Origin of the sequence: Streptomyces sp. SID11385, from assembly GCF_010548245.1 — a bacterium.
Taxonomy (GTDB): domain Bacteria; phylum Actinomycetota; class Actinomycetes; order Streptomycetales; family Streptomycetaceae; genus Streptomyces.
Genome location: NZ_JAAGLR010000971.1, coordinates 19659 through 45177, shown reverse-complemented (window position 1 = coordinate 45177; position 25519 = coordinate 19659). Strand labels below are relative to the sequence as shown.

Below are 25519 nucleotides of genomic sequence, written 5' to 3'. Positions count from 1 at the left end.
CGCCGCGACGTGCTCGGCCGGGGAGCCGTACCGGCGCAGCTCGGCGCGGCCGACCCCGAGGCCCAGGACGCGGTGCGGCCGGTCGACGAGCGCTTCGGCGACGGCGGCCGTGGAGGTACCGGCGAGGTAGGGCTCGACGAGGACGACGTCCGCCGCGTCGGCGGCGTCCACGGCGGCGCGCAGTGCCGCGCCGTCGAAGGGCCGCACCGTCGTCGCGTACAGGACGGTGACGTCGAGGCCCTCGGTGGCGGCGAGCACCTCGTCGAGCAGCGGCCCCACCGCGAGGACGACGCCCGCGCGGCCTTCGCGCAGCACGAGCGGGGTGCTCCCGTCGACGGGCCGGGCCTTCGCGTTCGTCTGTTCCGAGAGCCGGACGTAGACCCGGTCCTCGCCCCGCACCGCGTGGCGCAGCAGCGTCTCGGCCTCGTCGGGGTGGCCGGGGACGTGCACGGTCCACCCGTCGAGCGTGCCGACGAGGGCCACGTCGCCCGGCGACATGTGGGTGAAGCCGCCCGAGGCGATGTCGTAGGAGGCCCCGGAGCTGACCAGGACGCCGCCGACGCCCTGGTGCCCGAAGTCGAGCTTGACCTGCTCGAAGGGCCGTTCCACGAGGAAGCTCGCGAAGGTGTGCAGGACCGGCCGCATCCCGGCGAGCGCGAGCCCGCCGCCCGCGCTCACGAGCAGCTGTTCGCGGATGCCGAGGTCGATGACCCGATCGGGATGTCGCTCCGCGGCCTCGGTGAAACGGTCGCCGCTGATCACGGCGAGCACGACGGCGAGCCGCTCGTCCTCGTCCAGCAGAGTGGTCATGGTGGTGCCGAAACGGTCACGCATGGATTCCACGGTGGTGCTCCTCGTTCAGTTCTTGGCTTCGACGTGGGCGACGACGGCGAGCGGGCGGCCCGCGTGCGGGACGGTGAAGGCCGCGTACAGCGCCTCGTGATCGCGGCCGTCGACCTCCTCGACCGCCCAGCCGCCCGCCGCGAAGCGTGCGGCGAGCGCGCCGCGGCGGCCCCAGCGGGCCGACTCGTTGTCGATCACGAGGGTGTGCAGCCGGTCGAGCCCGGAGGCACCCGCGAAGGCGACGGCCTCCTCGTTCGAGCCCTCGTCCAGCTCGGCGTCCCCGACGAGCACCCATACGGCCGCCTCGCCCAGACCGCGCGCCTTGAGACCCAGCGCGACCCCGACCCCGAGCGGCAGCCCGTGGCCGAGCGAGCCGCTGCTGATCTCGACGCCGGGCACGAGCGTGCGGTCCGGGTGGAAGCCGAGCGGCGCGTCGAAGCCGCCGAAGTCGTCGAGCCACTCGACGGGCACGAAGCCCTTCGCGGCGAGGACCGCGTAGTACGCCATGGGCCCGTGCCCCTTCGACAGCAGGAACCGGTCCCGCCCCGGATCGTCCACCGTCTCCGGTGTCACCCGCAGCACCCGGTCGTAGAGCACCCACAGGGCGTCGAGCGTCGAGGTCGCCGCGGGACCGTGCTTCTCGTCGCCGGTCAGCCGCGACATGAGGCCCGGAAGCCGCGCGTACCCCTGAGAACCGGCCTGCGCCGGTGTGAAGAGCGTCATACCGACGACGTTAGAACCTCAACCGGACTTGAGGTCAATGCCCGCCCGCCCGGAAACCTGGCACGACCACGGCCCGGGATGCGGTAAGCTTTCTGTGCGCGTCCGGCCCGGGATTCCCACCCGAAAGCCCAGGTCACTCGCGCATCGGGACGTGGCGCAGCTTGGTAGCGCACTTGACTGGGGGTCAAGGGGTCGCAGGTTCAAATCCTGTCGTCCCGACTTTACGAAGTCGCAGCTCAGGGCCGGTATCGGAGAAATCCGACACCGGCCCTGAGGCGTTTGGGGGACCAGTGGGGGACCAGGGCTCGCTTGACCGGTGTTTCGGCGGGTCAGGGCGATGGGCGGGGTAGGGGTGCGGGGCGCGGATGGCGGTGGGGGGAAGCCGCCTCGCCCCTCGCTACTGACGCGGCCCAGCCCGTCTGTGCTCCGCTTCCGGCCGCCGTGTTCTCCGCGGGCCTGGCAGGCATTGCCGGCGTTGCTGGTGTCCTTCCGGGTGTCCGCGCTGATTGCCGGGTTCCTCCGGTGAGGGGTACGCCCGCGTCGGCCCGCGGCCGGAGGGCCGGAAGGACGGCGAGGTACGCGAAGTCGCCGACGAGCGCGCGTACTTCCCGGCACGGAGCGGCTTCCCCGTGTTCGCCGCCGTGGGTGCCGCCCTGCTGGTCGTGCGAGGGCTGTGGCTCTTCCTGGTGGGGAAGCGGTCGAAGAGACCGCTGAAGACGAGGCGCAGCGCGTGCGCGCCGGTCTGTGCCGGTCGTTGACCAGCGCCCCGGCGGGACCGAGGTCGTTCACCGCGCGGTCCCGTTCGCGTACGGCCGCCGCCGGGTCCTGGAGAGGGACGGCGGCGAGGCGCGCGAAGCGGGCCGGGTTCTCCTTGATCGTGGTGGCCGGGACGTCGATGGCGAGCCGCGCGTCGGAGCGCGCGACGGCGGTGTCCGGCTGCATCTGCGTGCCCAATGTGGTCAGGGGCGGCACGTGAACGTCGACACCGTTGTCGTCCCTCTCCCGCAGCCGGTACTCGGTGAAGTCGGGCAGCTCGCGCTCCTGGTCGCGCGGGGTGCGGGGCGCGGGCGACGCCGGTACGGGCTCGCGTCGGTGCCCTGTGCCCGGGCCGAGTGACGTCCTGCCGGACAGGGTCTTCCGGACTCCAGGGGGCCGCGCGCCCCGATACCGCCCGGAAGCCTCAGCTGCGGCACAGTCAGTAGTTGAATATGGATGTCGTTTTCGTCTATGGTCTGATTGCCGCGCTGCCGAGGGCATGCGCGGTGACAGGGGAGGGGGCCCTCATGGCCTTGTCGGACCAGGAGCGCGCGTCCGGACGCGGGAGGGTCAACGCGGAACGGGAGCGGTGCGTCGGGGCGGGGCAGTGCGTGCTCGCCGCGCCCGCCGTCTTCGACCAGGACGAGCAGGACGGGCTCGTGCGCGTCCTCGCCGAGCAGCCCTCGGAGTCCCAGTCGGACGCCGTACGCGAGGCCCTGTGGGCCTGCCCGTCCGGAGCTCTCACCCTGCGGTAGCCCTCGTCCCGGTGCACGTGCCGTGGAGACATCCCGGTGCCCGCTTCAGCTCGCAGAACGTCAAGGAGAGACATGCCCAGACAGTTCGATCGCCGCGCCTTCCTCCGCCGAGGCGCGGCGGGCGCCGCGGCTCTGGCGGTGGGGCCCGGCCTGCTGGCCGCCTGTTCCACAGACGAGCCGCACTCCGACCGGAAAGCGGCACCGGGGGCCTCGCCCCGCTCGGGGGGCACGCTGCGAGCCGCTTTCGTCGGCGGCGGTGCCTCCGAATCCCTCGACTTCTTCAACGGCCCCTCCGCACTGGATCTGGTGCGCGCCCGTGCCTGGCACGGCACACTCGGCAACCTGGACCCGAGCGGGACCGACGGAGTCCGCTACGGCGTGCTCAAGGGCATCGACATCTCCGACGACCTGTCGGCCTACACCCTGCACGTACGGCCCGGCGTCCGCTTCACCGACGGCTCCGAACTGACCTCCGCCGACATCCTGCACTCCCTCAGTACCCTCGCGGCCAAGAGCGCCCTGCCCGTGTACCGGCTCGCCGCCGCCAACTTCGACCTCGCGCACGCCAAGGCCGACGGTGACCTGAAGGTCGTCCTGCCCACGCTCCGGCCCATCGCCGACGGCCGCATGATCCTCTGTCAGGGCAACTTCCTCGTCGTCAAGAACGGCACGAAGACCTTCCGCAAGGGCATGCCCAGCTGCGGTCCCTTCCGGCTGACCGAGTTCACCGCCGGCCAGGGCTCGGCGTTCGAGCGCTTCGACGACCATTACGGCCACGTGCCCCACCTGGACGGCCTGGAGCTGCGGTCCATCGCGGACTCCACCGCCAGGGCCGGCGCGCTCACCAGCGGCGAGATCGACTTCGCCCACGATCTGTCACCCGTGACCGCCCGCACGCTCGACGACAACGGGAAGGTCGAACTCGCCCCCACGAAGAGCCCTTACCTCGTCGGTCTCTCCTTCCAGATGAACATGGGCGCCAAGCCCTTCGACGACCCCCGGGTGCGGAAGGCCTTCAAACTCGCCGTCGACCGGCAGGCCATGGTGAAAACGGTGTTCTACGGCAACGCCAAGGTCGGCAACGACCTCCCCTCCGTCGGTTTCCCCGACTACGCCGAGGGCCTGCCCCAGCGCGCCCACGACCCGGAGCAGGCCCGTGCGCTGCTCAAGGATGCGGGGGCCGATGGGATGAAGGTCACACTGACGACCGGCCCCGAGACGCCGGGCATGGTGGAGATGGCCACTCTCTTCGTCGAGGATCTGAAGAAGGTGGGTGTCCGCGCCTCTCTCCGGGAACTGCCTGCGGGACAGCTGTACGCGGACTTCTCCGCGTATGCGGCGCTTCCCTTGGCCGGCTCCTACCAGATGCCCATCCCCGCCCTGTCGACCTACCAGATGAACACGGCCGGTGGATCGCCGTCGGCCTTCGGCTGGAAGGAGTCCGCGACCGATGGCCTCGTCGCCAAGGCCCGTGCCGAGAGCGACAGCAGGGAAGCGAAGGCGCTGAGCACGAAGGCGCAGCGGAGGCGCTGGGAGGACGGCAATCAGGTGCTGCCGGTCTTCAAACCGAACTTGAACGCCCAGGCTGCGGGTGTCAGGGGGATACGCGACGACCTCTTCGAGCAGTTCCCCGGCTTCTCCCAGGCGTCGCTGGCGTGAAGCTGCTTGCTTTCGTCGGCCGTCGCCTCGCGGGGGCGGCCGTTCTGCTCGTCGTGCTGTCGGCGGTGATCTTCGCAGCGACGGCGGTTCTTCCCGGGGATGCCGTGAGCGCGGTCGCGGGCGTGGAGGCATCGGAGGCACAGCGCGCCGAGGTGCGGGCCGAGCTCGGCCTGGACCGTCCGGCCGCTGAGCGCTACGCGGACTGGCTCACGAACGCGGTGCAGGGGGACCTGGGCCGCGGTTTCGTGGGGGAGCGTCCGGTCACCGAGGTCCTGTCGTCCCGGCTGCCGAACAGCCTGCTCCTCGCCGGACTCACTCTCGCGGTCACCGCGCCGCTCGCCACCCTGCTGGGCCTTTGGACCGGCCTGCGCGGCGGCGCCGCGGACCGCTTCGTCTCGACGGCCGCCCAAATACTGGCCGCGATACCGGAGTTCGTCATCGCGGCGCTGCTGGTCGCCGTCTTGGCAGTGTGGCTGGGGGTACTGCCGCGCGTTTCCGTCATCCCGCTGGGCGGCACACCGCTCGACGTGCCGCACGCGTTGATCCTGCCCGTGCTGACGCTCAGCGCGGTCGGCCTCGCGGTGGCCACCAGGCTGCTGCGGGTCTCCGTCGCCGATGTCGCGGCCAGTCCCTATTGCGAGGCCGCGCGGCTCAACGGCGTGCGCGGCGTGCGGCTCGCCGTCCGCCACATCCTGCCCAACGCAGCGGGCCCCGCCCTCCAGGCGCTCACTCTCACCACCGGAGCGCTGGTCGGCTCGGCGGTGGTGGTGGAGAACGTCTTCGACTACCCCGGGATCGGCCGGGAGCTCCAACTGGCCGTAGCCGCGAGGGACATACCCATGGTGCAGGGCATCGCCACCGCGCTCGCCGGAGTCATGCTCGTGGTGCTGCTGGCGGGTGACGTCTGCGCGCGTCTGCTGGGCGCTCGGGAAGGAGGCGGACGATGACGACGGCCCTCACCCCTCCGGGGGGACGAGTGCGCACCGATCGGCCGGGCACCTTCCGACGCCGTCGGCCACCGCTGATCACGGGGGCGGCCACCCTGCTCGTCCTTCTGTTCGCCCTGCTGGGCCCGCTGGTCGCGCCGCACAGCCCCACCGCCCAGCTCGCCGCACCCTTCCAGCCGCCCGACGGCCGGTTCCTCCTCGGCACCGACGTGCTGGGCCGGGACGTGGTGAGCCGGGTGCTCGCCGGAGGCCGCGCCATCGTCTTCACCGCCCTGGCCGGTACGGCGGCGGCCGGAGTCGTCGGGACGGCCGCCGGCGTACTGGCGGCGCTGGTCTCCCGCAGGCTGGGGGACCTGCTGCTCCGCTGCGTGGACGCACTCGCCGTGCTCCCCGGCCTCCTGGTCGTCCTCGTCCTGGCCGCGGGATTCCCCGGCAGCGACGCCGCCCTGGTGGCGGCGGTCGCCCTGGCCACCGCCCCCTTCTCCACCCGCGTGCTGCGTGCCGCGGCGGACACCGTCCTCGGCAGCGCGTACGTGGAAGCCGCACTGGCCCGGGGCGACGGCCGTTGGGCCGTGCTGCGCCACGACGTGCTGCCCAACATCGCCGGACCGGCCCTGACGGACACCGCGCTGCGCCTGGTCGCCTCCCTCCACCTCACCGCCACCGCGGGATTCCTCGGCCTCGGACCGGGTGGGACGGCGCCCGACTGGGGACGCATGGTGCGGGAGAACGTCCCCGGAGCGACACTGGCCGTCGCGCCGTTCCTCGCTCCGGCGCTGTTGCTCGTGCTGCTGTCCGTCTGCGTCGGCCTGCTGGCCGGGAGGCTGGCGGACTGGGCGGGGCGGGGTGCCGCGTGACCGGCCGCGTGACTGTCGGCGCTTCGGACGCCGCAACGCTCGCCGAGATCAGCGGATTGACGGTGGGCCCCGCGGCCGGCGGGCCGCCCGTCCTGCGCGAGGCGTCCCTCTCGCTGTCGCCCGGTCAGGTGCTGGGAGTCGTCGGCCGGTCCGGCTCGGGCAAGAGCAGCCTGGCGCACTCCCTGGTCGGGCATACCCGTCCGGGGCTGGTGGTCCGCGCCGGAACCATCCGGGTGGCCGGCCTCGATCCCTTCGACCGGGCGGACGCGCGCCGGCTGCGTGGCGGAACCGTTTCCTTCCTGGGACAGGACCCGGCCTCCTCGCTCAATCCCGCGCTGCGCGTCGGCCCCCAGATCGCCGAGGCGGTACGACTGCGCTCGACCGCGGCGGGCCGCGAGGATGTCCGCGCGCGGGTGGAAGAACTGCTGCTGTCCGTGCGGTTGCCGGCGGACAGGGACTTCCGGCGTCGGCTGCCCCGGCAACTGTCGGGTGGGCAGGCCCAGCGGGTGGCCCTCGCGCTGGCCCTGGCGGGGCGTCCCGGCCTGCTGGTCCTCGACGAGCCCACCAGCGGCCTGGACCCGGTTCTGGCGGACGGGATGCGCGGTCTGCTCGCCGAGATCCTGCGGGCGGGGGACCGCGCCGCGCTGCTGGTCAGCCACGACCCGGCGTGGCTCGGATCGGTGTCGGGCGACGTGATCCGCCTGGAAGGGGGCCGGATCGTCGGGCGCGGGTCGCCGGTCGCGCCGTCGCCCGTCCAGCCCTCCCGCGCTTCCTCGGCCGGTGGCGCCCCCGGCGAAGCTCCGCGACGCGCTCCCGCCGCCCAACCCGTCGCGGCCGACGGGCTCTTCGTGCGGGGTCTCCACGCCCGCCACGGCCGGTCAGCCGTGCTGCACGACGTCTCCCTCACCGTCCCGGCCGGTTCCTGCACCGCCGTCGTGGGGGCGTCGGGGTCCGGGAAGACCACTCTTGCCCGATGCCTCGCGGGGCTTCATCCCAGGGCGGCGGGGAGTGCCGAGTGGCGCGGCGACGGCACACCACGGGGGCGTGGGGCCCCGGTGCAACTCGTCGCACAGGACGCCCGCGGTGCTCTCAATCCGCGCGAGTCCGTGAGCGCCGCGCTCACGCGCCCGCTCAGAGGGGTGGGAGGCAGGTCGGCGCGGGACGCGTCCGACGAAGCGGTGCGGCTGCTGGGCCTCGTCGGGCTTGAGGCGGACGTACTGGGGCGCCGGCCCGGGGAGTTGTCGGGGGGCCAGCGTCAACGCGTGGCACTGGCACGGACGCTCGCCGCCGGACCGCGTGTCCTCGTCTGCGACGAGATCACCTCGGCGCTCGACCCGGAGACGGCTGCCCGAGTCCTGGACCTGCTCGACGAGCTGCGGCGGACGCTGGGCCTGACCGTCGTCATGGTGACGCACGACCTGGCCGCCGCGGCCTCCCGGGCGGACCAGGTCGTCGTCCTGGACGAGGGGCGGGTGGTGGAAGCCGGCCGGGCGGACCGCGTCCTGGTGAACCCCCGACACGCCGTCACCCGCGGTCTGCTCGCCCACGGGGGCGGACCGGTCCTCACCGTGCCGAAGTAGACACGGGTGAAAGGCCGCACACGGTGGGCCGGAGGGCGCCCGGAACAGCAGCGGGCGCCCTCCGTGCCGTGCGTCACGGGCGGAGCAACTCCCGCGCCAGAGTGGCCTTGTCGACCTTGCCGACAGCGGTGAGCGGGAGGCCGGCCACCTGGACGACCTCGTCCGGCGCCTTGTACTCGGCGAGTCCGCGCGCCTTCAGGTGGGCGGCCACCTCCCGTACGCCGGGGGCCTCGCCGTCGCAGACCACGAAGGCGACGCTCCGCTCACCCCTGCGCTCGTCCGGGACACCCACCAGCGCCGCCGCGGTGATCGCCGGATGCCCGAGCAACTGCTCCTCCACCTCGACCGCGGCGATCTTCTCGCCGCCACGGTTGATCTGGTCCTTGAGCCGGCCCACCACCACGAGGTGCCCGGACGGCAGCCGCCGCACCACGTCGCCGCTCCGGTAGTAGCCGTCGGGGGTGAAGGCCGTGCGGTTGTGCTCCTCGGCGCGGTAGTAACCGCGGGGCGTGTACGGGCCCCGGGTGAGCAGTTCACCCGCCGACCCGTCCGGCACGGGCCTGCCGTCGGCGTCCACCACCAGTATCTCGTCGTCCGGCGAGACGGGACGGCCCTGGGTGGCGCAGATCAGGTCCTCGGGATCGTCGAGCCGCGTCAGGTTGATCAACCCCTCCGCCATGCCGAAGACCTGCTGCACGGTCACCCCGAGCGCCGGGCCGAGCTTCCGGGCCTGCTCCTCGGGCAGCCGGGCCCCGCCCACCTGCACCACGGCGAGGCTGCCGAGGTCCCAGGAGCCGGAGGCGGCCTCGTCCATCCAGGGGGAGACGAGCGGCGGCGTGAGGGAGGTCAGGGTGACGCCCTCCCGCTCGACGAGAGCGAACGCCGTCTGCGGGCTGGGGTCCGGGGCGACAACGACCGTGCCGCCGGCCATGAGGGTGCCGAGCACACCGGGGCAGGCGAAGGAGAAGTTGAACCCGAGCGGCAGCACCGCCAGGTAGACGGTCCGGTCGTCGAGAGCGCAGACCTCGGCGCACGCGCGGGCGTTGTACGCGTAGGCGTCGTGCGTGCGCGGGATGAGCTTGGGAAGGCCCGTGGTGCCGCCGGACAGCAGCAGCAGGGCGACGTGGCAGGGGTCCGCCCCGCCGTCGTCGGCGCCCGGAGACACGAGGGCGTCCGAGGGGGTACGACCGGGCGACGGGGGAGAGGCGGCCCGCAGCGCCTCGAACGAGACGAAGCCGTCCTCCTGGCCGGGATCGCCGACCACGACGACGGTCGGCGGGCGACCCGGCCCGCTCTCCGCCCGCACCGAGCGCATCAGCTCACGGTAGTCGCACCGCGCGTGCCGGTCGGGCACCACACAGGCCACCGCACCCGACGCGCGTACCAGATGACTGATCTCCCGCCGGCGGTGGGCGGGCATGGCGTGCACCGGAACCGCTCCGAGGCGCTGGAGCCCGAACCAGAGGAGCACGAACTCGGCGCAATTGGGGAGCTGGACCACGACGCGGTCACCCCGTCCGATGCCGAGTCCGCGCAGTCCGCGGGCGACGCGGTCGGCCTCGGCGTCCAGCCCCGCGTAGGTCCACCGGCGGTCCCCGTCGACGAGGGCGACCCGGCTGCCGTGGTCCTCCGCCGCCCGGCGCAGGCGTGCGCCGAAGGTGACTCCCTCCCAGTGGCCGGCGGCCCGGTAGCGGGCCGATTCCGCCTGGGGCCAGATCTGTTCTGTCTCGGTCATGGGGTTCTGCCTCTCATCGCCGGGCCGAGGGCTCTGGCGCCACGGCCCGTTGTGTGACTACGATGCGAAGTATAGAAATGAAAATCATTTCTATCTAGGGCGGCTTCGGCCTCTCGGGCCAAGCCCCGCCGCCGACGCGGCCCCTTCACCCGCCCCCCCGGACCGGAAGGCCCCCTCAGTGAGTGACGAAGCAGTCGTCCCAGCGCGAACGGCGAAAGGCGACAGGTCCCTCTTCGCGCCGGACGTCGTGCGTGAAACGGTGGCTCGCGCGCTGGAGATGACACCGCGCGAGCTGGACGACGACCGCGACCTCTTCGAACTCGGCCTCGATTCGCTGATGTTGATGTCCCTGGTCGGCACATGGCGGCGCGCCGGCAGCGGCGTCACCTTCCAGGAGCTGACCCGCGTTCCGACCCTCGGAGCGTGGAGGGCTTTGCTCGGGCAGGAGCATCCCGTCGAGGCCCCCACGCCCCCCGCGCCGGCCGGTCCGGCCACCGCGCTCCGCGACCCCGCCGACGAGGAACCGGCGGAGTCCTTCCCGCTGGCGACGATGCAGCACGCCTACTGGATCGGACGACAGGACGGCCAGCCCCTCGGCGGCGTCGCCGCGCACTTCTACGTCGAACTCGACGGCCAGGAGGTCGACCCCGACCGGCTCGCCACCGCGCTGCGCGCCCTCGTGCTCCGCCACGGCATGCTGAGGGCCGTCTTCGACGAGCAGGGCCGGCAGCGCTTCGGCCCGCCGGGAACCCCCCTCACCGTCCACGACCTGCGCGATCGCGAGCCGCTGGACGCCGAGACCGAGCTGGAGCTGCTGCGCGAACGCAACACCCACGCCCGCCCCGACCTCACCTCCGGCGACGTCTTCCGCGCGGCCCTGTGCCTGCTCCCCGACGGCCGGACCCGGCTGCAGATCGACCTGGACATGATGGCCGGCGACGCCCTGAGCCTGCGCGTCCTCCTGTCCGATCTGCGCCGCCTCTACGACTGTCCCGACGACCGGCCCCGCCCACTCGGCCTCGACTACCGCACCTACCTCGTGGAGCACGACGCCCGGCGGAAGGCGGAACGCGAGCGGCACGCGGCCTGGTGGCGCGAGCGCCTGCCGAACCTGCCCCGCGCGCCGCGCCTGCCGACCACCGTCGACCCGCTCACCCCGGTCAGCGCCGGCGACACCGCGCTCACCCACTCGCGCCGCCTGCACCACTGGCTGGGCCCCGCGGACAAGGCGGCGCTGATCAACGCCGCACGCCGGTACGGCATCACCCCCGCCGCGGCCCTTGCCACCGCCTTCGCCGAGGTCATCGCCGCCTGGAGCGACAGCCGGCGCTTCCTGCTCAACCTCCCGCTGTTCGACCGGGAGATGTTCACCCCGGACGTGGCCGCTCTGGTCGGGGACTTCAGCAGCTCGGTCCTGCTCGACGCGGACATGAGCGCGTCCCTGCCGTTCTTCCGGCAGGCCCGCGGCCTCCAGGAACGCCTCCAGGAAGGCATCTCGCACGGCGCGTACGGCGGTGTCGAGGTCCTGCGCGACCTCGCCCGCGCCGAGGGAGCCCCGGTGCTGGCCCCGGTCGTGTACACCAGCGCCATCGGACTGGGCGAGATCTTCGAGCAGGACGTGCAGAAGACCTTCGGCCGCCCCTCCTGGATCATCTCCCAGGGCCCACAGGTCCACCTGGACGCCCAGGTCACCGAGCTCGACGGCGGTCTCCTCCTCAACTGGGACGTCAGGGACGGCGTGTTCGAGGCAGGAGTGCCCGACGCCGCGTTCGACGCCTACCGTGGTCTCGTCACCCGTCTGATCACAGACCCCGGCACGTGGGCCAAGCCGGTGGACGGTCTGCTCGCCCCCGGCGTCCTGCCAGGACGCGCGGTGGCCGAACTGCCGCCCACCCCCGTGCCGGACCGCGCCCTGCACAGCCGCTTCTTCCGGCTCGCCGAGACCGACCCGGGCCGCGTCGCCGTCGTCCGCGCCGGCGGCGACACCCTCACCTACGGGGAACTCGCCGACACCGCCCGGAGGACCGCCGCACTGCTGCGTCGCCACGGCGTGCGCGAGGGCGACACCGTCGCGCTCACGCTGCCCAAGGGCGCCGACCAGATCACCGCCGTCCTCGGCATCCTCGCCGCGGGCGCCGCGTACGCCCCCGTCGGCGTCGAGCAGCCCGCCGTACGCCGCGAACGCATCCACTCCGTGGCCGGTGCCTCCGCCGTGCTCACCGACCGGGAGCACGCACCGCTCTGCGAGGGGGTCTCCGCGGCCCCGGTGCTGTTCCTGGAGGACGCCGGGACGCATGAGCCCGCCCCCGTCGTCCAGCCGGACCCCGCCCTGCCCGCCTACGTCCTGTTCACGTCCGGCTCCACCGGGCTGCCCAAGGGCGTCGAGGTGTCCCACCGCGCGGTCGTCAACACCGTCGAGGCGATGGCGGATCGGCTCGGCCTCGGCCCCGAGGACCGCACCCTCGCGATCTCCGCGCTCGACTTCGACCTGGCCACATGGGACATCTTCACGCCGCTGTCGCTCGGCGGCCAGGTGGTGGCCGTCGGACAGGAGCACCGCCGCGACGCCCACCACTGGGCCCGCCTGGTGCGCGCGCACGGGGTGACGCTGGTGCAGTGCGTGCCCGCCCTGCTGGACCTGCTGATGGCCGCGGGCGAGGACGACGACCTCGGCGACTCCCTGCACATGGTGCTGCTCGGCGGGGACTGGATCGGCCTCGACCAGCCCCGCAGGTTGCGCGCCCTCGTGCCCGGCTGCCGCTTCGTGGCGCTCGGCGGCATGACGGAGGCCGCCGTCCATTCCACGGTCTTCGAGGTCGAGGAGACCGACCCCGCCTGGAAGTCCGTCCCCTACGGTGTTCCGCTGCGCAACATGCGGGCCCGGGTCGTGGACGGACGGGGGCGCGACTGCCCGGACCTCGTCCCCGGCGAACTGTGGATCGGCGGGCCCGGCGTGGCCAACGGCTACCGGGCGGACCCCGAGCGCACCGCCGAACGCTTCGTCGAGTACGACGGCGCACGCTGGTACCGCAGCGGGGACCTGGCCCGCTACCGGCCCGACAGCGTACTGGAGTTCCTCGGCCGCGCCGACCACCAGGTGAAGATCGGCGGTCACCGGATCGAACTCGGCGAGGTGGAATCCGCCCTGGAGGACGACCCCACCGTGCTGCACGCGGTCGCCTGCGTCCTCGACACGCCCGTGCGGCACCTCGCGGCGGCCGTGTCCGCCCCCGGCGAAGCACCCGATCCCGACCAGGTACGGCTGCGGGCGGCGCGGCGGCTTCCCGCCTACATGGTCCCCGAACGCCTGCTCGTCCTGCGCGACCTGCCGCTGACCGCCAACGGCAAGCTGGACCGGGCGGCCGTGCGCCGGGCGCTGACCGAGGCGGCCGGGGACGACGGCCCCCGCGTCTCGGCACCGGTCGGACCGGTGGAGGCCGTGGTGGCGGCGCAGTGGGCCGATCTGCTCGGCGTTCCCGGAGTGGGCCGGGAGAGCAGCTTCTTCCTGCTCGGCGGGGACTCGCTCGTCGCGACCCGGATGATCGGCCGGCTGCGTGCCGCCGGGTTTCCCGGCGCCCGCGTGGCCGACCTCTTCGCCCACCCCGTGCTGCGGCACTTCTGCGAGACGCTGCACCCCCGGGCCGCCGCCGACGCAGATCCCGCTCCGGCCGCCACCCCGGTCCTCGTGCCCGACCCGGACCACGCCCACGAGCCCTTCCCGCTCACGGACGTCCAGGCCGCCTACTCCACCGGGCGCGACCCCCGTTTCACCCTCGGCGGCGTCGGCACCTGGCACTACACCGAGTTCGACGGCACCGACGTCGACCTCGGCCGACTGGAGCGTGCCTGGAACACCCTTGTCCGGCGGCACGGCATGCTCCGGGCGGTCGTGGAGGACGGACACCAGCGTGTCCTGCCCGACGTACCGCCTCTGCGCATACCGGTGGCGGACGCCCCGGCCGGAGACGCCACCGAGGCGTTGGCCGGCCTGCGCGCCCGCCTGTCCCAGCAGGTGCGCGACCCCGCCCGGTGGCCCCTCTTCGCTGTCGAGGCGGTCCGCTACCACGACGCCGACACCGCACGCACCCGCGTCGGCGTCGGCCTGGACTACCTGGTCCTCGACGCCCTTTCCATCACGACGCTCTACGCCGAACTGAACGCGCTCTACACAGACCCCGAGCACGAACTGCCGCCCGTCGGCGTGTCGTTCCGCGACTACCTCACCAGGCTCCCCGCAGACCCGGAGTCGGCCGAGCGGGCCCGCGCCCACTGGCAGGAACGGCTGTCCGCACTCCCGCCCCCGCCGGCTCTGCCCCTCGACCGGGACCCGGCGACTCTCGACACGCCCGTCTTCACCCGGCGCCGGCTGAGTCTGCCCGCCGAGGACTGGCTGGCCGTCAAGCGGGAGGCGGCCCGGCACGGCCTCACCCCGTCCACCGTCCTGCTGGCCCTGTACGCGGAGGTGCTGGAGACCTGGAGCGGGACGGACGCGGTGACCGTCACGCTCACCCTCTTCAACCGCCGCGACGTCCACCCCCACATCCACCGGGTACTGGGCGACTTCACCTCCCTCTCGCTGGCGGGGCACCGGCGCGAAGGGGCGTCCTGGCTGGCGGCGGCCGAGGCACTGCAACACCGCCAGGCGGAGGACCTGGACCACCTGAACGTCCCGATCGACTGGCTGCTGAGGGAGTTCGGCCGCCGGACGGGCACCGTCGACGCCGCCGCGCCCGTGGTGTTCACCAGCGCCATCGGCGTCGGCGACGCGACGCTGGCCGGGCCGGACACCGGCTTCCCCGCGAAGGTCTGGGGCATCTCGCAGTCTCCGCAGGTGTGTCTGGACAATCAGGTCACCGAGGAGTCCGGGAACCTGGTCGTCACCTGGGACGCCGTCGACGAACTCTTCCCCGAGGGTGTGCTGGACGCGATGTTCGGCGCCTACGAAAGGCTGCTGGAGTACGTCGCCGCCGGTGACTGGGACGCGCCGTTGCCCGACCTGCCGCCCTCCTCCCACCTCGAACGGCGCGCCGCCGCCGCACGGGAGGCCGCCCTGGAACCGGTGGTGCCGCGCCCGCTGCACGCGGCGTTCTTCGCCCACGCGAAGGCCGCCCCCGACCGGACCGCCCTTGTCACGACCGCGGGGGAGGAGGTGACGTACGCGGCCCTCGCCGACCGGGCGCTGCGCACGGCCGCCGCCCTCGGCGATGTCGGCGTGGCTCCGGGCGACCTGGTCGCGGTGACCCTGCCCAAGGGACCGGAGCAGATCGCCGCGGTCCTCGGCGTCCTCGCGGCCGGCGGCGCCTACGTACCGCTGAGCCTCGAACAGCCCGCCGCACGACTGGAGCGGGTGCGCGCCACCGCGGCCTTCCACGTCGTCATCGGCGACTGGCCCGTTCCCGGGGGAACGGCTCCTCGCGCGTTGTCCGTCGCGGACACGCAGGGCCCCGAGCCGCTGCCCGCACCGTCGCCGACGTCTCCCGAAGCACTCGCCTACGTCATCTTCACCTCGGGTTCCACCGGCGAGCCCAAGGGGGTGCGGATCACCCACGCAGCCGCCTGGAACACGATCGCCGACATCAACGCCCGTCACGGCATCGGCGGGGACGACCGGGTCCTCGCCCTGTCGGCACTGGACTTCGACCTGTCCGTGTACGACGTCTTCGGACTGCTCGGCGCCGGCGGATCACTCCTGCTGCCCACCGAGGACCTGCGCCGCGAACCGGCCCGCTGGCCGAGCCTGCTCGACCGCCACGGGGTGACCGTCTGGAACACCGTCCCGGCCCTGCTCGACCTGCTCCTCGACGCGGACGAGCAGGAGGCGGAGGGCGGGCGCCTGGCCGGGCTGCGGACCGCACTGGTCTCCGGCGACTGGATCGGCCTCGACCTGCCCGGCCGGCTGCGGCAACGCACCGCGCGGCCCTGCGCCTTCGTCGCCATGGGCGGTGCGACCGAGGCCGCCATCTGGTCCAACACGCTCACCGTCGAGGTAACGGACCCTCGCTGGGTCTCCATCCCCTACGGACGCCCCCTGACCGGGCAGCACTACCGTGTGGTCGACCGGGACGGACGGGACTGCCCCGACTGGGCACCCGGCGAACTGTGGATCGGCGGTGCGGGACTGGCCCGCGGCTACCTGGGCGACCCGGCCCGCACCGCCGAGAAGTTCGTCGAACAGGACGGGCGGCGCTGGTACCGGACCGGTGACCTGGGCCGGTTCCGGGGAGACGGCCTGCTGGAGTTCCTGGGCCGCCTCGACAGCCAGCTGAAGATCGCCGGCCACCGCATCGAGGCCGGCGAGATCGAGGCCGCGCTCGAGTCCCACCCGGCCGTCGCCCGGGCCGCCGTCGTGGCGGTGGGGGAGCGTACCGCGAAGCGCCTGGCCGCCTTCGCCGTACCGCACGAGCCGAGGCAGGCCGAGCCCGCAGGCGCCGTCGAACCCGGCGCGCCCGCGGCGGGCCCCGACCTCACCGAGAGCCTTTTCGCCCTGCTGGCCGAGCGCGTACCCGGCTACGCGGTCCCCTCCCGCATCCAGCTGCTGCCGGCCCTGCCGCTCACCGCGAACGGCAAGGTCGACCGGACGGCCCTGACCGCTCTGGCCGGGCCGGAGACGGCACCCGCGGTGGCCGAATCGCCGCGCGGGGAGACCGAGACCGCCCTCGCCGGTCTGTGGAGCGAGCACCTGCCCCACTGGACGCCCGACCGCCACGCCAACTTCTTCACCGCGGGCGGCGACAGCCTCACCGCCCTGCGCCTGCTCACCGCGATCGAGCGCCGCCTCGGGGCCACCGTGCCCGCCCGGCGCTTCTTCGCCGCACCGACCCTCGCCGCGCTCGCCGCGGACATCACCCGAACGCTCGCGGCCCACGGGACCGCCTACGAGACCGGAGAGCTGTGAACATCGCTGAACTGCTGGCCCGCTACGCCGACGAGGGCGTGGTGCTCTGGGCACAGGACGGGCAACTGCGTTTCCGCGCCCCCCAGGGCCGCCTCACCGACGGACACCGCGACGAACTGCGGAGCCACAAGGAAGCCATCCTGCGCCACCTGGAGGCGGAGGAACCGACGCTGCGGGCCGACCCGGACAACCGCCACGAGCCCTTCCCGCTGACGGACATCCAGGCCGCCTACCTGATCGGCCGCACCGACGCCTACGCCTACGGCGGTGTCGGCTGCCACGCCTACGTCGAACTGGAATACCCCGACCTCGACGTGGACCGCGTCACCGCGTCGTGGCGGGAGCTGGTCCGTCGGCACGACATGCTCCGCGCCGTCATCCACCACGACGGCTACCAGCAAGTCCTGGCCGACGTACCCCCCTTCGCCGTCGAGGCCGACGACCTGACCGCTCTCGCGCCGGCCGCCGCCGAGGCCGAGGTGGAACGCACCCGTGCGCGGCTGGCCGCGCGCGAGGCGCCCACCGACCGGTGGCCGCTCTTCGCGGCGCACGTGAGCCGGACCGCGCAGCGGGCCGTGCTGCACCTCTCCTTCGACATGCTGGTCGTCGACCACGCCAGCCTGCGCATCCTGCTCGCGGAGTTCCAGCGGAGCTACGGCGGCGAACCCCTCTCCGCGGCACCCCGGATCGCCTTCCGCGACTACGTCCTGGCCCGCCGCGCCCTCGCCGACTCCGACGCGCACGCCCGCGACCGCGCCTACTGGACCGAACGGCTCGACACCCTGCCGCCCGCGCCCGAACTGCCCCTCGCCGAAGCCTGGGAGGCCGGGAACGGCGACCCGGGGGAGACGGGCCGTACTCCGGCTGCCACGCACGCGGTGACCTTCCGCAGGCTGGAAGTCCTGCTGCCGGCGGCTGACCGGGACCGCCTCGCCGAGCGGGCCGCGCGGCGCGGACTGACCCTCTCCACGGCGCTGCTCACCGCGTACGCCGAAACGGTGGGCCGCTGGTCGCGCACCGGCCGCTTCACGCTCAACGTGCCCACGGTGGACCGGCCCGGCCCGCACGAGGACATCGGACGCCTCGTCGGCGACTTCACCTCGCTCGAACTGCTCGCCGTGGACCTGGACCACCCCGCCACCTTCGCCGAGCGCACGCGTTCCGTCGGGGGACGACTTCTGGAGGACCTCGCGCATCCCCTGTTCACCGGCTCCGAGGTGCTCGCCGAACTGTCCCGCGGGGCCGGCGCCCCCGTGCTGATGCCGGTCGTCTTCACCAGCGCCCTCGGCACCGGCGCCACCTCCGAGGGCGTACCGCCCGAGGTGACGTACGCCGTGACCCGGACCCCGCAGGTGTGGCTCGACTGCCAGGTCATGCACCGCGGCGACACGCTGAGCCTGTCCTGGGACATCCGCGAGGGCGCGCTCGCCCACGGAGTGGCCGACGCCATGTTCGAGGCGTACACCGCACTCGTACGGGCCCTGTCGGCCGAGGGCGGGAGCGGCGAGGCCGCCTGGGACGCACCGGCCGACATCCGGCTCCCCGAGGCACAGGCGCTGCGCCGCAACGCGGTCAACGCGACCGCGGGACCCCTGCCGGACGCCCTCCTGCACGAACCCGTCCTCGCCCAGGCCCGGGCCACACCGGACGCCATCGCGGTCCGCACCCCCGAATCGGCCCTCACCTACCGGCAACTCGTGGCGCGGGCGAGCGCTCTCGCCGAGAAACTGACCGCGTCCGGACTGCGCCCCGGGGAACCCGTGGCCATCTGGGCGGACAAGGGCTGGGAGCAGGTCGTCGCCGTCTTCGGCACGCTCATGGCAGGCGGTGCCTATCTGCCCGTCGACACGGCCCAGCCACCGGCCCGCCGGGACACGATCATCGCGGACGCGGGCGTTCGCACGGTCCTCACGCAGTCCTGGCTCGCCGAGATCGACGACCTCCCGGCGGACGTCACGGCACTCGCCGTCGACCTGCTCCCCGAGCACGCCGCCGCATCCGGTGCGGACAAGACGCCGCGCGACCCGGACGACCTCGCCTACATCATCTACACCTCCGGCTCCACCGGCACGCCCAAGGGCGTGATGATCAGTCACCGAGCCGCCCTCAACACCATCGAGGACGTCAACCGCCGCTTCACCCTCACCGAGCGCGACCGCGTCCTCGGCATCGCGGGACTCGGCTTCGACCTCTCCGTCTACGACCTGTTCGGACCGCTCGCCGTCGGCGCCACCCTGGTCCTGCCCCACGCCGACCGGCGCGGCGACCCCTCCCACTGGGCCGAACTGGTCCGCGAGTTCGGTGTCACGGTGTGGAACTCCGTACCCGGCCAGCTCCACATGCTGTGCGACTGGCTGCGCTCGGAGCCCCCCACGGACGACGTCTCGCTGCGTCTCGCCCTCATATCCGGTGACTGGATACCGGTTGCCCTGCCGGACCAGGCCCGTGAACTCCTCCCCGGGCTGGAGATCGTCTCCCTCGGCGGAGCGACCGAAGGATCGATCTGGTCCCTCGCCCATCCGGTCGGTGAGGTGGACACCGCACGCCCGAGCATCCCGTACGGCACGCCCCTGACCAACCAGACGTTCGCCGTGCTCGACCGTCACCTGCGGCCACGACCCGAATGGGTCCCGGGGGAGCTGTACATCGGCGGCGCGGGCGTCGCCCTGGGCTACTTCGGCGACGAGAGCCGCACCGCGGAGCGGTTCCTCACCGACCCCGCCACCGGCGAGCGGCTCTACCGCACCGGCGATCTCGGGCGTTACCTCCCGGACGGCACCATCGAGTTCCTGGGCCGGGAGGACGCCCAGGTCAAGATCCGCGGCTACCGGGTCGAGCTGGCCGAGGTCGAGGCCGCCGTGCAGGCCCACCCCCGGGTCGCCGCGGGCGCCGTCATCGTCGACGACTCCGCGGCCGGAGGCCGGCGCCTCGCCGCGTACGTGGAGACGGCCCGCGAGGACGGCACGGCGGACGCGGACGAGGACCGTGCCGGAATCCCGGCGACGCGGACGCGGGCACGCGCTGCCGCGGCCGACGCCGTCCGGCGGGCTTCCGCCGCCGTCGACGGCGCGCGGCTTACGGAGTTCCTGGCCGCCCTGGACGACGTGGCCCTCACGGAGATGACCCGTGTCCTCGACGCCTCCGGAGTCTTCGCGGACGGCGCCGAGCGCACGGCGGACGAGGTGGGCACGGCACTGCGGGCCACGCCCCGCCACCGGCACATCGTGCGGCGCTGGCTGCGGGCCCTGGCGGCACGCGACCGCCTCACCCACCGGGGCTCCGACGACACCTACACCGGTCTCGTCACCGTCCCGGAGAACCAGGCGGAACAGGGCTGGCGGCGGGCCGAGGAGCTGGAACACGAGGTCGGCTGGAGCTCGGAACTGCTCACCGTCATGCGTACCTGCGCGGAGCGGCTGCCCGAGCTGGTCTCCGGAAGGACGGGCATCCAGGACCTGCTCTTCCCGGGCGCGGCGACCGAGGCCGCGGACGCCGCCTACCGCGACAACCTCGCCATCCGGCACCTCAACCACGCGATGGTCGCCGCCCTGGGCGAGATCGCCGCGAACCACACCGGCGAGGAGCGGCTGCGCATCCTGGAGGTGGGCGGCGGCGTCGGCGGCACCACGGGCGAACTGGTGCCCGTCCTCGCCGAGTACGGCGTCGACTACCTGTTCACCGACGCCTCCGCGTTCTTCCTCAACGAGGCCCGCGAACGCTTCGCCGACCATGCCTGGATCCGCTACCAGCGCTTCGACGTCGACGAGGACCCGCGCGCCCAGCACCTGCTGCCGAACACCTTCGACGTGGTGATCTGCGCCAACACCCTGCACGCCGCCGCCGACGCGGACGCGGCCGTGGGACGGCTGCGGGAGCTGCTGGTGCCGGGCGGACAGCTCGTGTTCGTGGAGAACACCCGCGACGAGAACCTGCCGCTGCTCGTCTCCATGGAGTTCCTGGAGGTCGCGGGACGGACGTGGACCGACGTGCGCGAGCACACCGGGCAGTCCTTCCTCACCCACGCGCAGTGGCGCGAACTCCTCGACGCCCACGGGGCATCCGAGGTCACCTCCTTGCCCGACGCCCGGGAGGCACTGTCCCTGACCGGCCAGGAGATCTTCTTCGCCACGATGAAGGCCGACCGCCACCACGTCCCGGTGGGCGAACTGGCCCGCACGGCGGCGACCCGGCTCCCGGAGTACATGCTCCCCTCGGTGTGGCAGGTCGTCGATGCCCTGCCCCGCACGGCCAACGGCAAGACCGACCGTGCCCGCCTGCGGAGCTGGCTGCCCCGCGAGAGCGCCCCGGCCCTCGTGCGCGAGAAGCCCATGGACGCCCTGGAGAGGGACCTGGCCGAGTTGTGGTCGGAACTCCTCGCGGTCGACGGCGTCGCCCGCGGCGACGACTTCTTCGACCTCGGCGGCGACTCGCTCCTCGTCGCCCGCATGGTGGGGCGCCTGCGGGAACGCGTGCCGCGGGCCGCGGACCTGGAGTGGGAGGTCGTGCTGCGCCACATGCTGCGCCGCCCGACGGTCGCCGGGCTCGCCGCGTTCCTGCGCGGGCTCGCGGGCGCCGAGGACGCTCCGGCGGCCGACGCCGTGCGCACGGACCCGGTGATCCACCTGCACGGCGCCCGCTCCGAGGGCGAACCGACCACCGTCCTGGTCCACGCCGGAACCGCGACGATCATGCCGTACCGCGCGCTGATCACCGAGATCCGGCGCCGCTCACCGGGCCTCGCGGAGGTCGTGGGCATCGAGGTCCCGGACCTGAACGGCTTCCTCAACGCCCCGCCGAACGGGCTCATCGAGCAGATGGCGGCCGACTACGCCGGCGCCCTGACCGCCGACGGCCGCAGCCGCTTCCACGTCATCGGCTACTGCCTGGGCGGCCTCATCGCCACCGAGGTGGCCCGCAACCTGGCCGAGTCCGGGGCGGAGGTGGAGAGCCTCACCGTCATCAGCAGTCACAGCCCCCGCTTCCGGCTCGACGACGAGCTGCTCGCCGAGTACTCCTTCGCCGTCATGATGGGCATCGACCCGGCCGACCTCGGCTTCCCGGACGACCAGTACCGGGTGGCGGCGGCGGCCGACGCGGTCCTGGCCTCCAGCCCCGGTGTCCTGCCGGACGGCGGACTCGCCGCACTGCCCGACGAGTTCGAGGACGTCGCGGGGCGCTTCCGGGAACTGGCCGACATCCCCCGCGCCACCCGGATCGCGCGGATGTGCGAGGCGGTGCCCGCGTCGGCCGGCACCTACGAACCCGACCACATGACCCGGCTCTTCCTCGCCTTCCGGCAGAGCGTCTTCGCCATCACCCGCTACGACGCCGAGCCCTACGCCGGTGACATCACCTTCCTGCGCCACGACGGCGCCTACCCCTTCCCGGGCAGCAAGAGCGCCGTCACCACCTACTGGGAGGAGCTGACTCTGGGCGACCTGGACATCGTCGACATCGGCGGCGACCACTACAGCTGCCTGTCCGTCGAGCACGCGCCCGGCATCCTCAAGACGCTCGCCGAGCTGACCCAGGGGGCGATCACCCGATGACCAAGCCCGTGATCGGGGTCCTGGGCGCCTCCGGCGCGGTCGGCCGGGCCGCGGTACGCGAACTGCGCGCCCTCGGCCACAGCGGCCTGCGGCTGGGCGGCCGGACCGCGTCCGCCCTGTGCGAGGTCGCCGGGGAGAACCCCGGCGGCCACGACGAGACCGTCCGGGCCGACGCCACCGCACCGGACGGCCTGCGCGCCTTCACAGAGGGCTGCGACATCGTCCTCAACTGCGTCGGTCCCACCTACCGGCTCCGCGCCACCGTCGCCTCCGCGGCACTCGCCGCGGGCGCGCACTGCGTCGACGTGGCCGGCGACGACCCGGCCGCCGAGGACCTTCTCCAGGGCGGCGTCCCGGCCCTTGAGAGCCGCGCCGTCGTCCTCTCGGCGGGCGCGCTGCCCGGCCTGTCCAGCCTCCTGCCCCGCTGGCTGGCCGGGCAGGGCCTGGACGGTGTCACCGCGCTGACCGCGTACTGCGGGGGCCTGGAGCCCTGTTCGCCGACGGTGGCGCACGACTTGATGCTCTCCCTCAGCTCCGGCGGCGCGGACGGCGCGGCCTACGGCGAGGCCCTGGCAGCCGTCCGCGGCGGGCGTCGCGCGCCGCGCGCCCTGCGCGCCGACGAGGACACCGCGCACCCGGAGTTCCCGGGCCGGGTCGCCGTACAGCCCTACCTCAGCGGCGAGAGCGAACGCCTCGCCGGTGACCTGGGCGTCGAGCGGCTCGACTGGTACAACGTCCACCCCGGCCCCGCCGTACGAGCCCTGCTCAACCTCCTGCCCGGCCGCCTCGCGTCCGGGGAGGACCCGGACCGCCTGGCGGAGCGGCTCATCCTCGCCGCCGACCTCGATCTTGCCGGACGCAAGCCCTACTACGTCATGGACTTCGCGCTGTCGGGCACCGCTTCGGGGGCGCCCGCGAGCGCCGGGCTGACCCTGCGCACGGCCAGCAGCTACCGGCTCACCGCCGCCGTGGCGGCCCTGGCGGTCGACGCGGCACTGCGGGACACGGTCCCGGCGGGCGTCCACTTCGCCTGCGACGTACTGGACCCCGGCGCCGTGGTGCGGCACCTGCGCTCCCGCGGGGCCGCCGGCCTGCGGCTCACCGGGACGGCCGCCGGCGCCGAGCCGGAGGAGGAGGGGACCCTGTGAGCGTCTCGACACCACTGCGCGTGCTGGTCTGCGGCACCAACTTCGGCCGCTTCTACGCCGAAGCCGTACACCGACGCCCCGGATACACCCTGGCCGGCATCCTGAGCCGGGGATCGCAAGCCTCCCGGGCGTACGCCGAGAGCTTGGGCGTCCCCTTCCGCACGGACATCGACGACCTCCCCGACGGCATCGACGCGGCCTGCGTGGCGGTGGGTTCGTCCATCTCCGGTGGCCAGGGAACCGACCTGGCCCGGGCGCTCATGGACCGGGGCGTCCACGTGCTCCAGGAACACCCGGTGCACCTCACCGAGTTGACGGACAACCTCAAACACGCCCGCCGCCGAGGGGTGCGGTACCGGCTCAACACCCACTACCCGCACGTCGCCCCGGTCCGCTCCTTCATCGAGGCGGCCCGGCGGCTCGTCGCACGGCAACGTCCACTCTTCCTGGACGCCGCCACACCGATCCACCTCCTGCACCCCCTGGTGGACATCCTCGGACAGGCCATGGGCACCCTGCGTCCCTGGCGCTTCGCCGACCCGGCACCGTTGCCCACCGACCTCGGCCCCCAGCCGTTCCGCTCCCTGCACGGCGTGTTCGCCGGCACACCCCTCACCCTCCGGGTGCACCACCAGCTCGACCCCTCCGACCGGGACAACCACGCTCTGCACTGGCACCGGATCGCCCTCGGCACGGAGGGCGGGGTCCTCACCCTGGCCGATACCCACGGGCCCGTCCTGTGGAGCCCCCGGCTGCACATCGGGAGGGACGCCGACCGGCGCTTCGTCCTGGACGGCCCCGGCACCGGCCTCCTGGGACTCGGGAGCACGGCGGTGATCGGGGGCACGGGCTCCTTCCGTACCGTCTTCTCCGACCTGTGGCCGGAGGCGATCGGCAGCGCGCTCGACGGACTCCGCGACGCGATCGCGCGGGACGGCGACGCTCTGCGCGCCGGCCAGTACGACCTGGCCGTGTGCCGCATCTGGACCGACCTCGCGGCCCGGCTGGGGCCTCCCGAGATCGTCCGGCCGGCCACCCCGCGTCCCCTTGCGGTGAGCGACGTCTTCCCCGCGCAGGAGCGGTCCCGGCATTCCCGCCCCGAGTCGGCCCCGCCTCTCGGGGAGCGGGCGGCGACGGGTTCCGGCCCCGCCGGGGAGCCGGTCCGCCCCGCCCCGGTCACGGCATCGGCCCCGCCGGACGCCGCCGCGTACTCCCCGTCGGCCGAGTTCTTCGACCTCGTCGCCGCCGAACACACCGCGACCGCGAGCGCACCCGCCGTCGCCGCACTCCTCGCCGACGCCGACCTCGACACCGGGCCGGTGGTGGACATCGGCGCCGGCACCGGTCTTCTGACCGAGGCCGTCGCACGGGCCCGGCCGGACGCGGAGATCATCGCCAGCGAACCGTCGGTCGGCATGCGCGCCGTGCTCACCAGCCGGGTCTTCAGCGACGAGGACCTGCGCACCCGGGTGACCGTCACCGCCGACGCCGCCCCCGATCTGAATCTTCCCGACCGGATCGGCGTCGTCCTGCTCTGCGGAGTGCTCGGCCACCTCGACGCCGAGGAGAGGGCCAGGCTGTGGCGGCGGCTGACCCGGCGCCTGGCCCCCGGCGGACTCGTGATCGTCGAACTCATGCAGTTCGAGGAGCCGACGACCCTGCCCGAGACCCGGCTCGCCACCGCGACCGCCGGACACCACCGCTACGAGTGGTCGTTCGGCGGCGAACCGGACGAGGCGGAGGACGGCGTGATGCGCCTGCACTCCACCTGGCGGGTCCACCGGGACGACGCGCCGCAGGCAGCACGCGAGGTCCACGACTCCTACCGCTGGGAGCCCTTCGGCCTGGCAGACGTGGTCGCCGAGTCCGGCATGACCGCGCGCACCCTGCCCACCCGGCCCGGAGCACCCCCGCTGGCCGTGCTCACCCGGACCCCGGATCCGTCCGACCCGGCCGCCGTACCGCACCTGCCGCGCGCCCGGACCGGGCCCGACGGCCCACCGGCCCCGGGTGCCCCGGCATCCCCGGACACCCCGCGCTCCACCTCTTTCCTCTCTCCCACCGACGGCTAG

Annotated in this window: 13 protein-coding genes and 1 tRNA gene; 11 read left to right on the top strand and 3 right to left on the bottom strand. The window is 73.6% G+C overall.

Annotated elements, in window-relative coordinates; all coding sequences use genetic code 11:
- Together G3I42_RS29525 and G3I42_RS29520 are read right to left on the bottom strand one after the other, a co-directional pair.
- A partial coding sequence (locus G3I42_RS29525) for a transketolase (protein ID WP_343244702.1) occupies window positions 1–843 on the bottom strand: 843 nt, incomplete at its 3' end.
- A gap of 15 nt (window positions 844–858) precedes the next feature.
- On the bottom strand, window positions 859–1566 hold the full coding sequence (locus tag G3I42_RS29520) for a transketolase (protein ID WP_164290803.1): 708 nt from the start codon (window positions 1564–1566) through the stop codon (window positions 859–861).
- A gap of 145 nt (window positions 1567–1711) precedes the next feature.
- Between G3I42_RS29520 and G3I42_RS29515 the strand changes: the two genes are divergently transcribed.
- The 7 genes from G3I42_RS29515 to G3I42_RS29480 all read left to right on the top strand — a co-directional run bounded on the left by G3I42_RS29515 (window position 1712) and on the right by G3I42_RS29480 (window position 8120).
- A tRNA-Pro gene (locus G3I42_RS29515) sits at window positions 1712–1785 on the top strand.
- 287 nt (window positions 1786–2072) lie between these two features.
- The gene (locus tag G3I42_RS29510) at window positions 2073–2324 is read left to right on the top strand and encodes a cytochrome c oxidase subunit 4 (RefSeq protein ID WP_239096760.1); all 252 of its coding nucleotides are present in this window, start codon (window positions 2073–2075) and stop codon (window positions 2322–2324) included.
- Between the two features lie 525 nt (window positions 2325–2849).
- A complete protein-coding gene (locus tag G3I42_RS29500) occupies window positions 2850–3077 on the top strand; it encodes a ferredoxin (RefSeq protein ID WP_164290802.1) in 228 nt (75 codons plus the stop codon).
- 72 nt (window positions 3078–3149) lie between these two features.
- On the top strand, window positions 3150–4736 hold the full coding sequence (locus G3I42_RS29495; protein ID WP_164290801.1) for an ABC transporter substrate-binding protein: 1587 nt from the start codon (window positions 3150–3152) through the stop codon (window positions 4734–4736).
- Complete coding sequence (locus G3I42_RS29490) at window positions 4733–5683, top strand: ABC transporter permease (protein WP_164290800.1); 951 nt, start codon at window positions 4733–4735, stop codon at window positions 5681–5683. Before G3I42_RS29495 ends, G3I42_RS29490 begins: the two co-directional genes overlap by 4 nt.
- Window positions 5680–6540: an ABC transporter permease subunit gene (locus tag G3I42_RS29485; protein WP_164290799.1), complete on the top strand. Its 861-nt coding sequence runs from the start codon at window positions 5680–5682 to the stop codon at window positions 6538–6540. Before G3I42_RS29490 ends, G3I42_RS29485 begins: the two co-directional genes overlap by 4 nt.
- Window positions 6537–8120 carry an ATP-binding cassette domain-containing protein gene (locus tag G3I42_RS29480; protein ID WP_164290798.1) on the top strand — a complete coding sequence of 528 codons (1584 nt, stop codon included), beginning with the start codon at window positions 6537–6539 and terminating at the stop codon, window positions 8118–8120. Before G3I42_RS29485 ends, G3I42_RS29480 begins: the two co-directional genes overlap by 4 nt.
- A gap of 73 nt (window positions 8121–8193) precedes the next feature.
- On the opposite strand, the gene G3I42_RS29475 is transcribed toward G3I42_RS29480, so the two are convergent.
- Complete coding sequence (locus G3I42_RS29475; RefSeq protein WP_164290797.1) at window positions 8194–9855, bottom strand: (2,3-dihydroxybenzoyl)adenylate synthase; 1662 nt, start codon at window positions 9853–9855, stop codon at window positions 8194–8196.
- Window positions 9856–10033: 178 nt separating this feature from the next.
- Between G3I42_RS29475 and G3I42_RS29470 the strand changes: the two genes are divergently transcribed.
- The 4 genes from G3I42_RS29470 to G3I42_RS29455 are packed head-to-tail and all read left to right on the top strand — an operon-like array spanning window position 10034 to window position 25519.
- Window positions 10034–16750 carry an amino acid adenylation domain-containing protein gene (locus G3I42_RS29470; RefSeq protein WP_343244701.1) on the top strand — a complete coding sequence of 2239 codons (6717 nt, stop codon included), beginning with the start codon at window positions 10034–10036 and terminating at the stop codon, window positions 16748–16750.
- Window positions 16747–22299: a non-ribosomal peptide synthetase gene (locus G3I42_RS29465; RefSeq protein ID WP_164290796.1), complete on the top strand. Its 5553-nt coding sequence runs from the start codon at window positions 16747–16749 to the stop codon at window positions 22297–22299. Before G3I42_RS29470 ends, G3I42_RS29465 begins: the two co-directional genes overlap by 4 nt.
- Window positions 22296–23447, top strand: a complete 1152-nt coding sequence (locus tag G3I42_RS29460; protein ID WP_164290795.1) for a saccharopine dehydrogenase NADP-binding domain-containing protein — start codon at window positions 22296–22298, stop codon at window positions 23445–23447. Before G3I42_RS29465 ends, G3I42_RS29460 begins: the two co-directional genes overlap by 4 nt.
- Complete coding sequence (locus G3I42_RS29455; protein WP_164290794.1) at window positions 23444–25519, top strand: Gfo/Idh/MocA family oxidoreductase; 2076 nt, start codon at window positions 23444–23446, stop codon at window positions 25517–25519. The genes G3I42_RS29460 and G3I42_RS29455 overlap by 4 nt, the downstream gene beginning before the upstream one ends.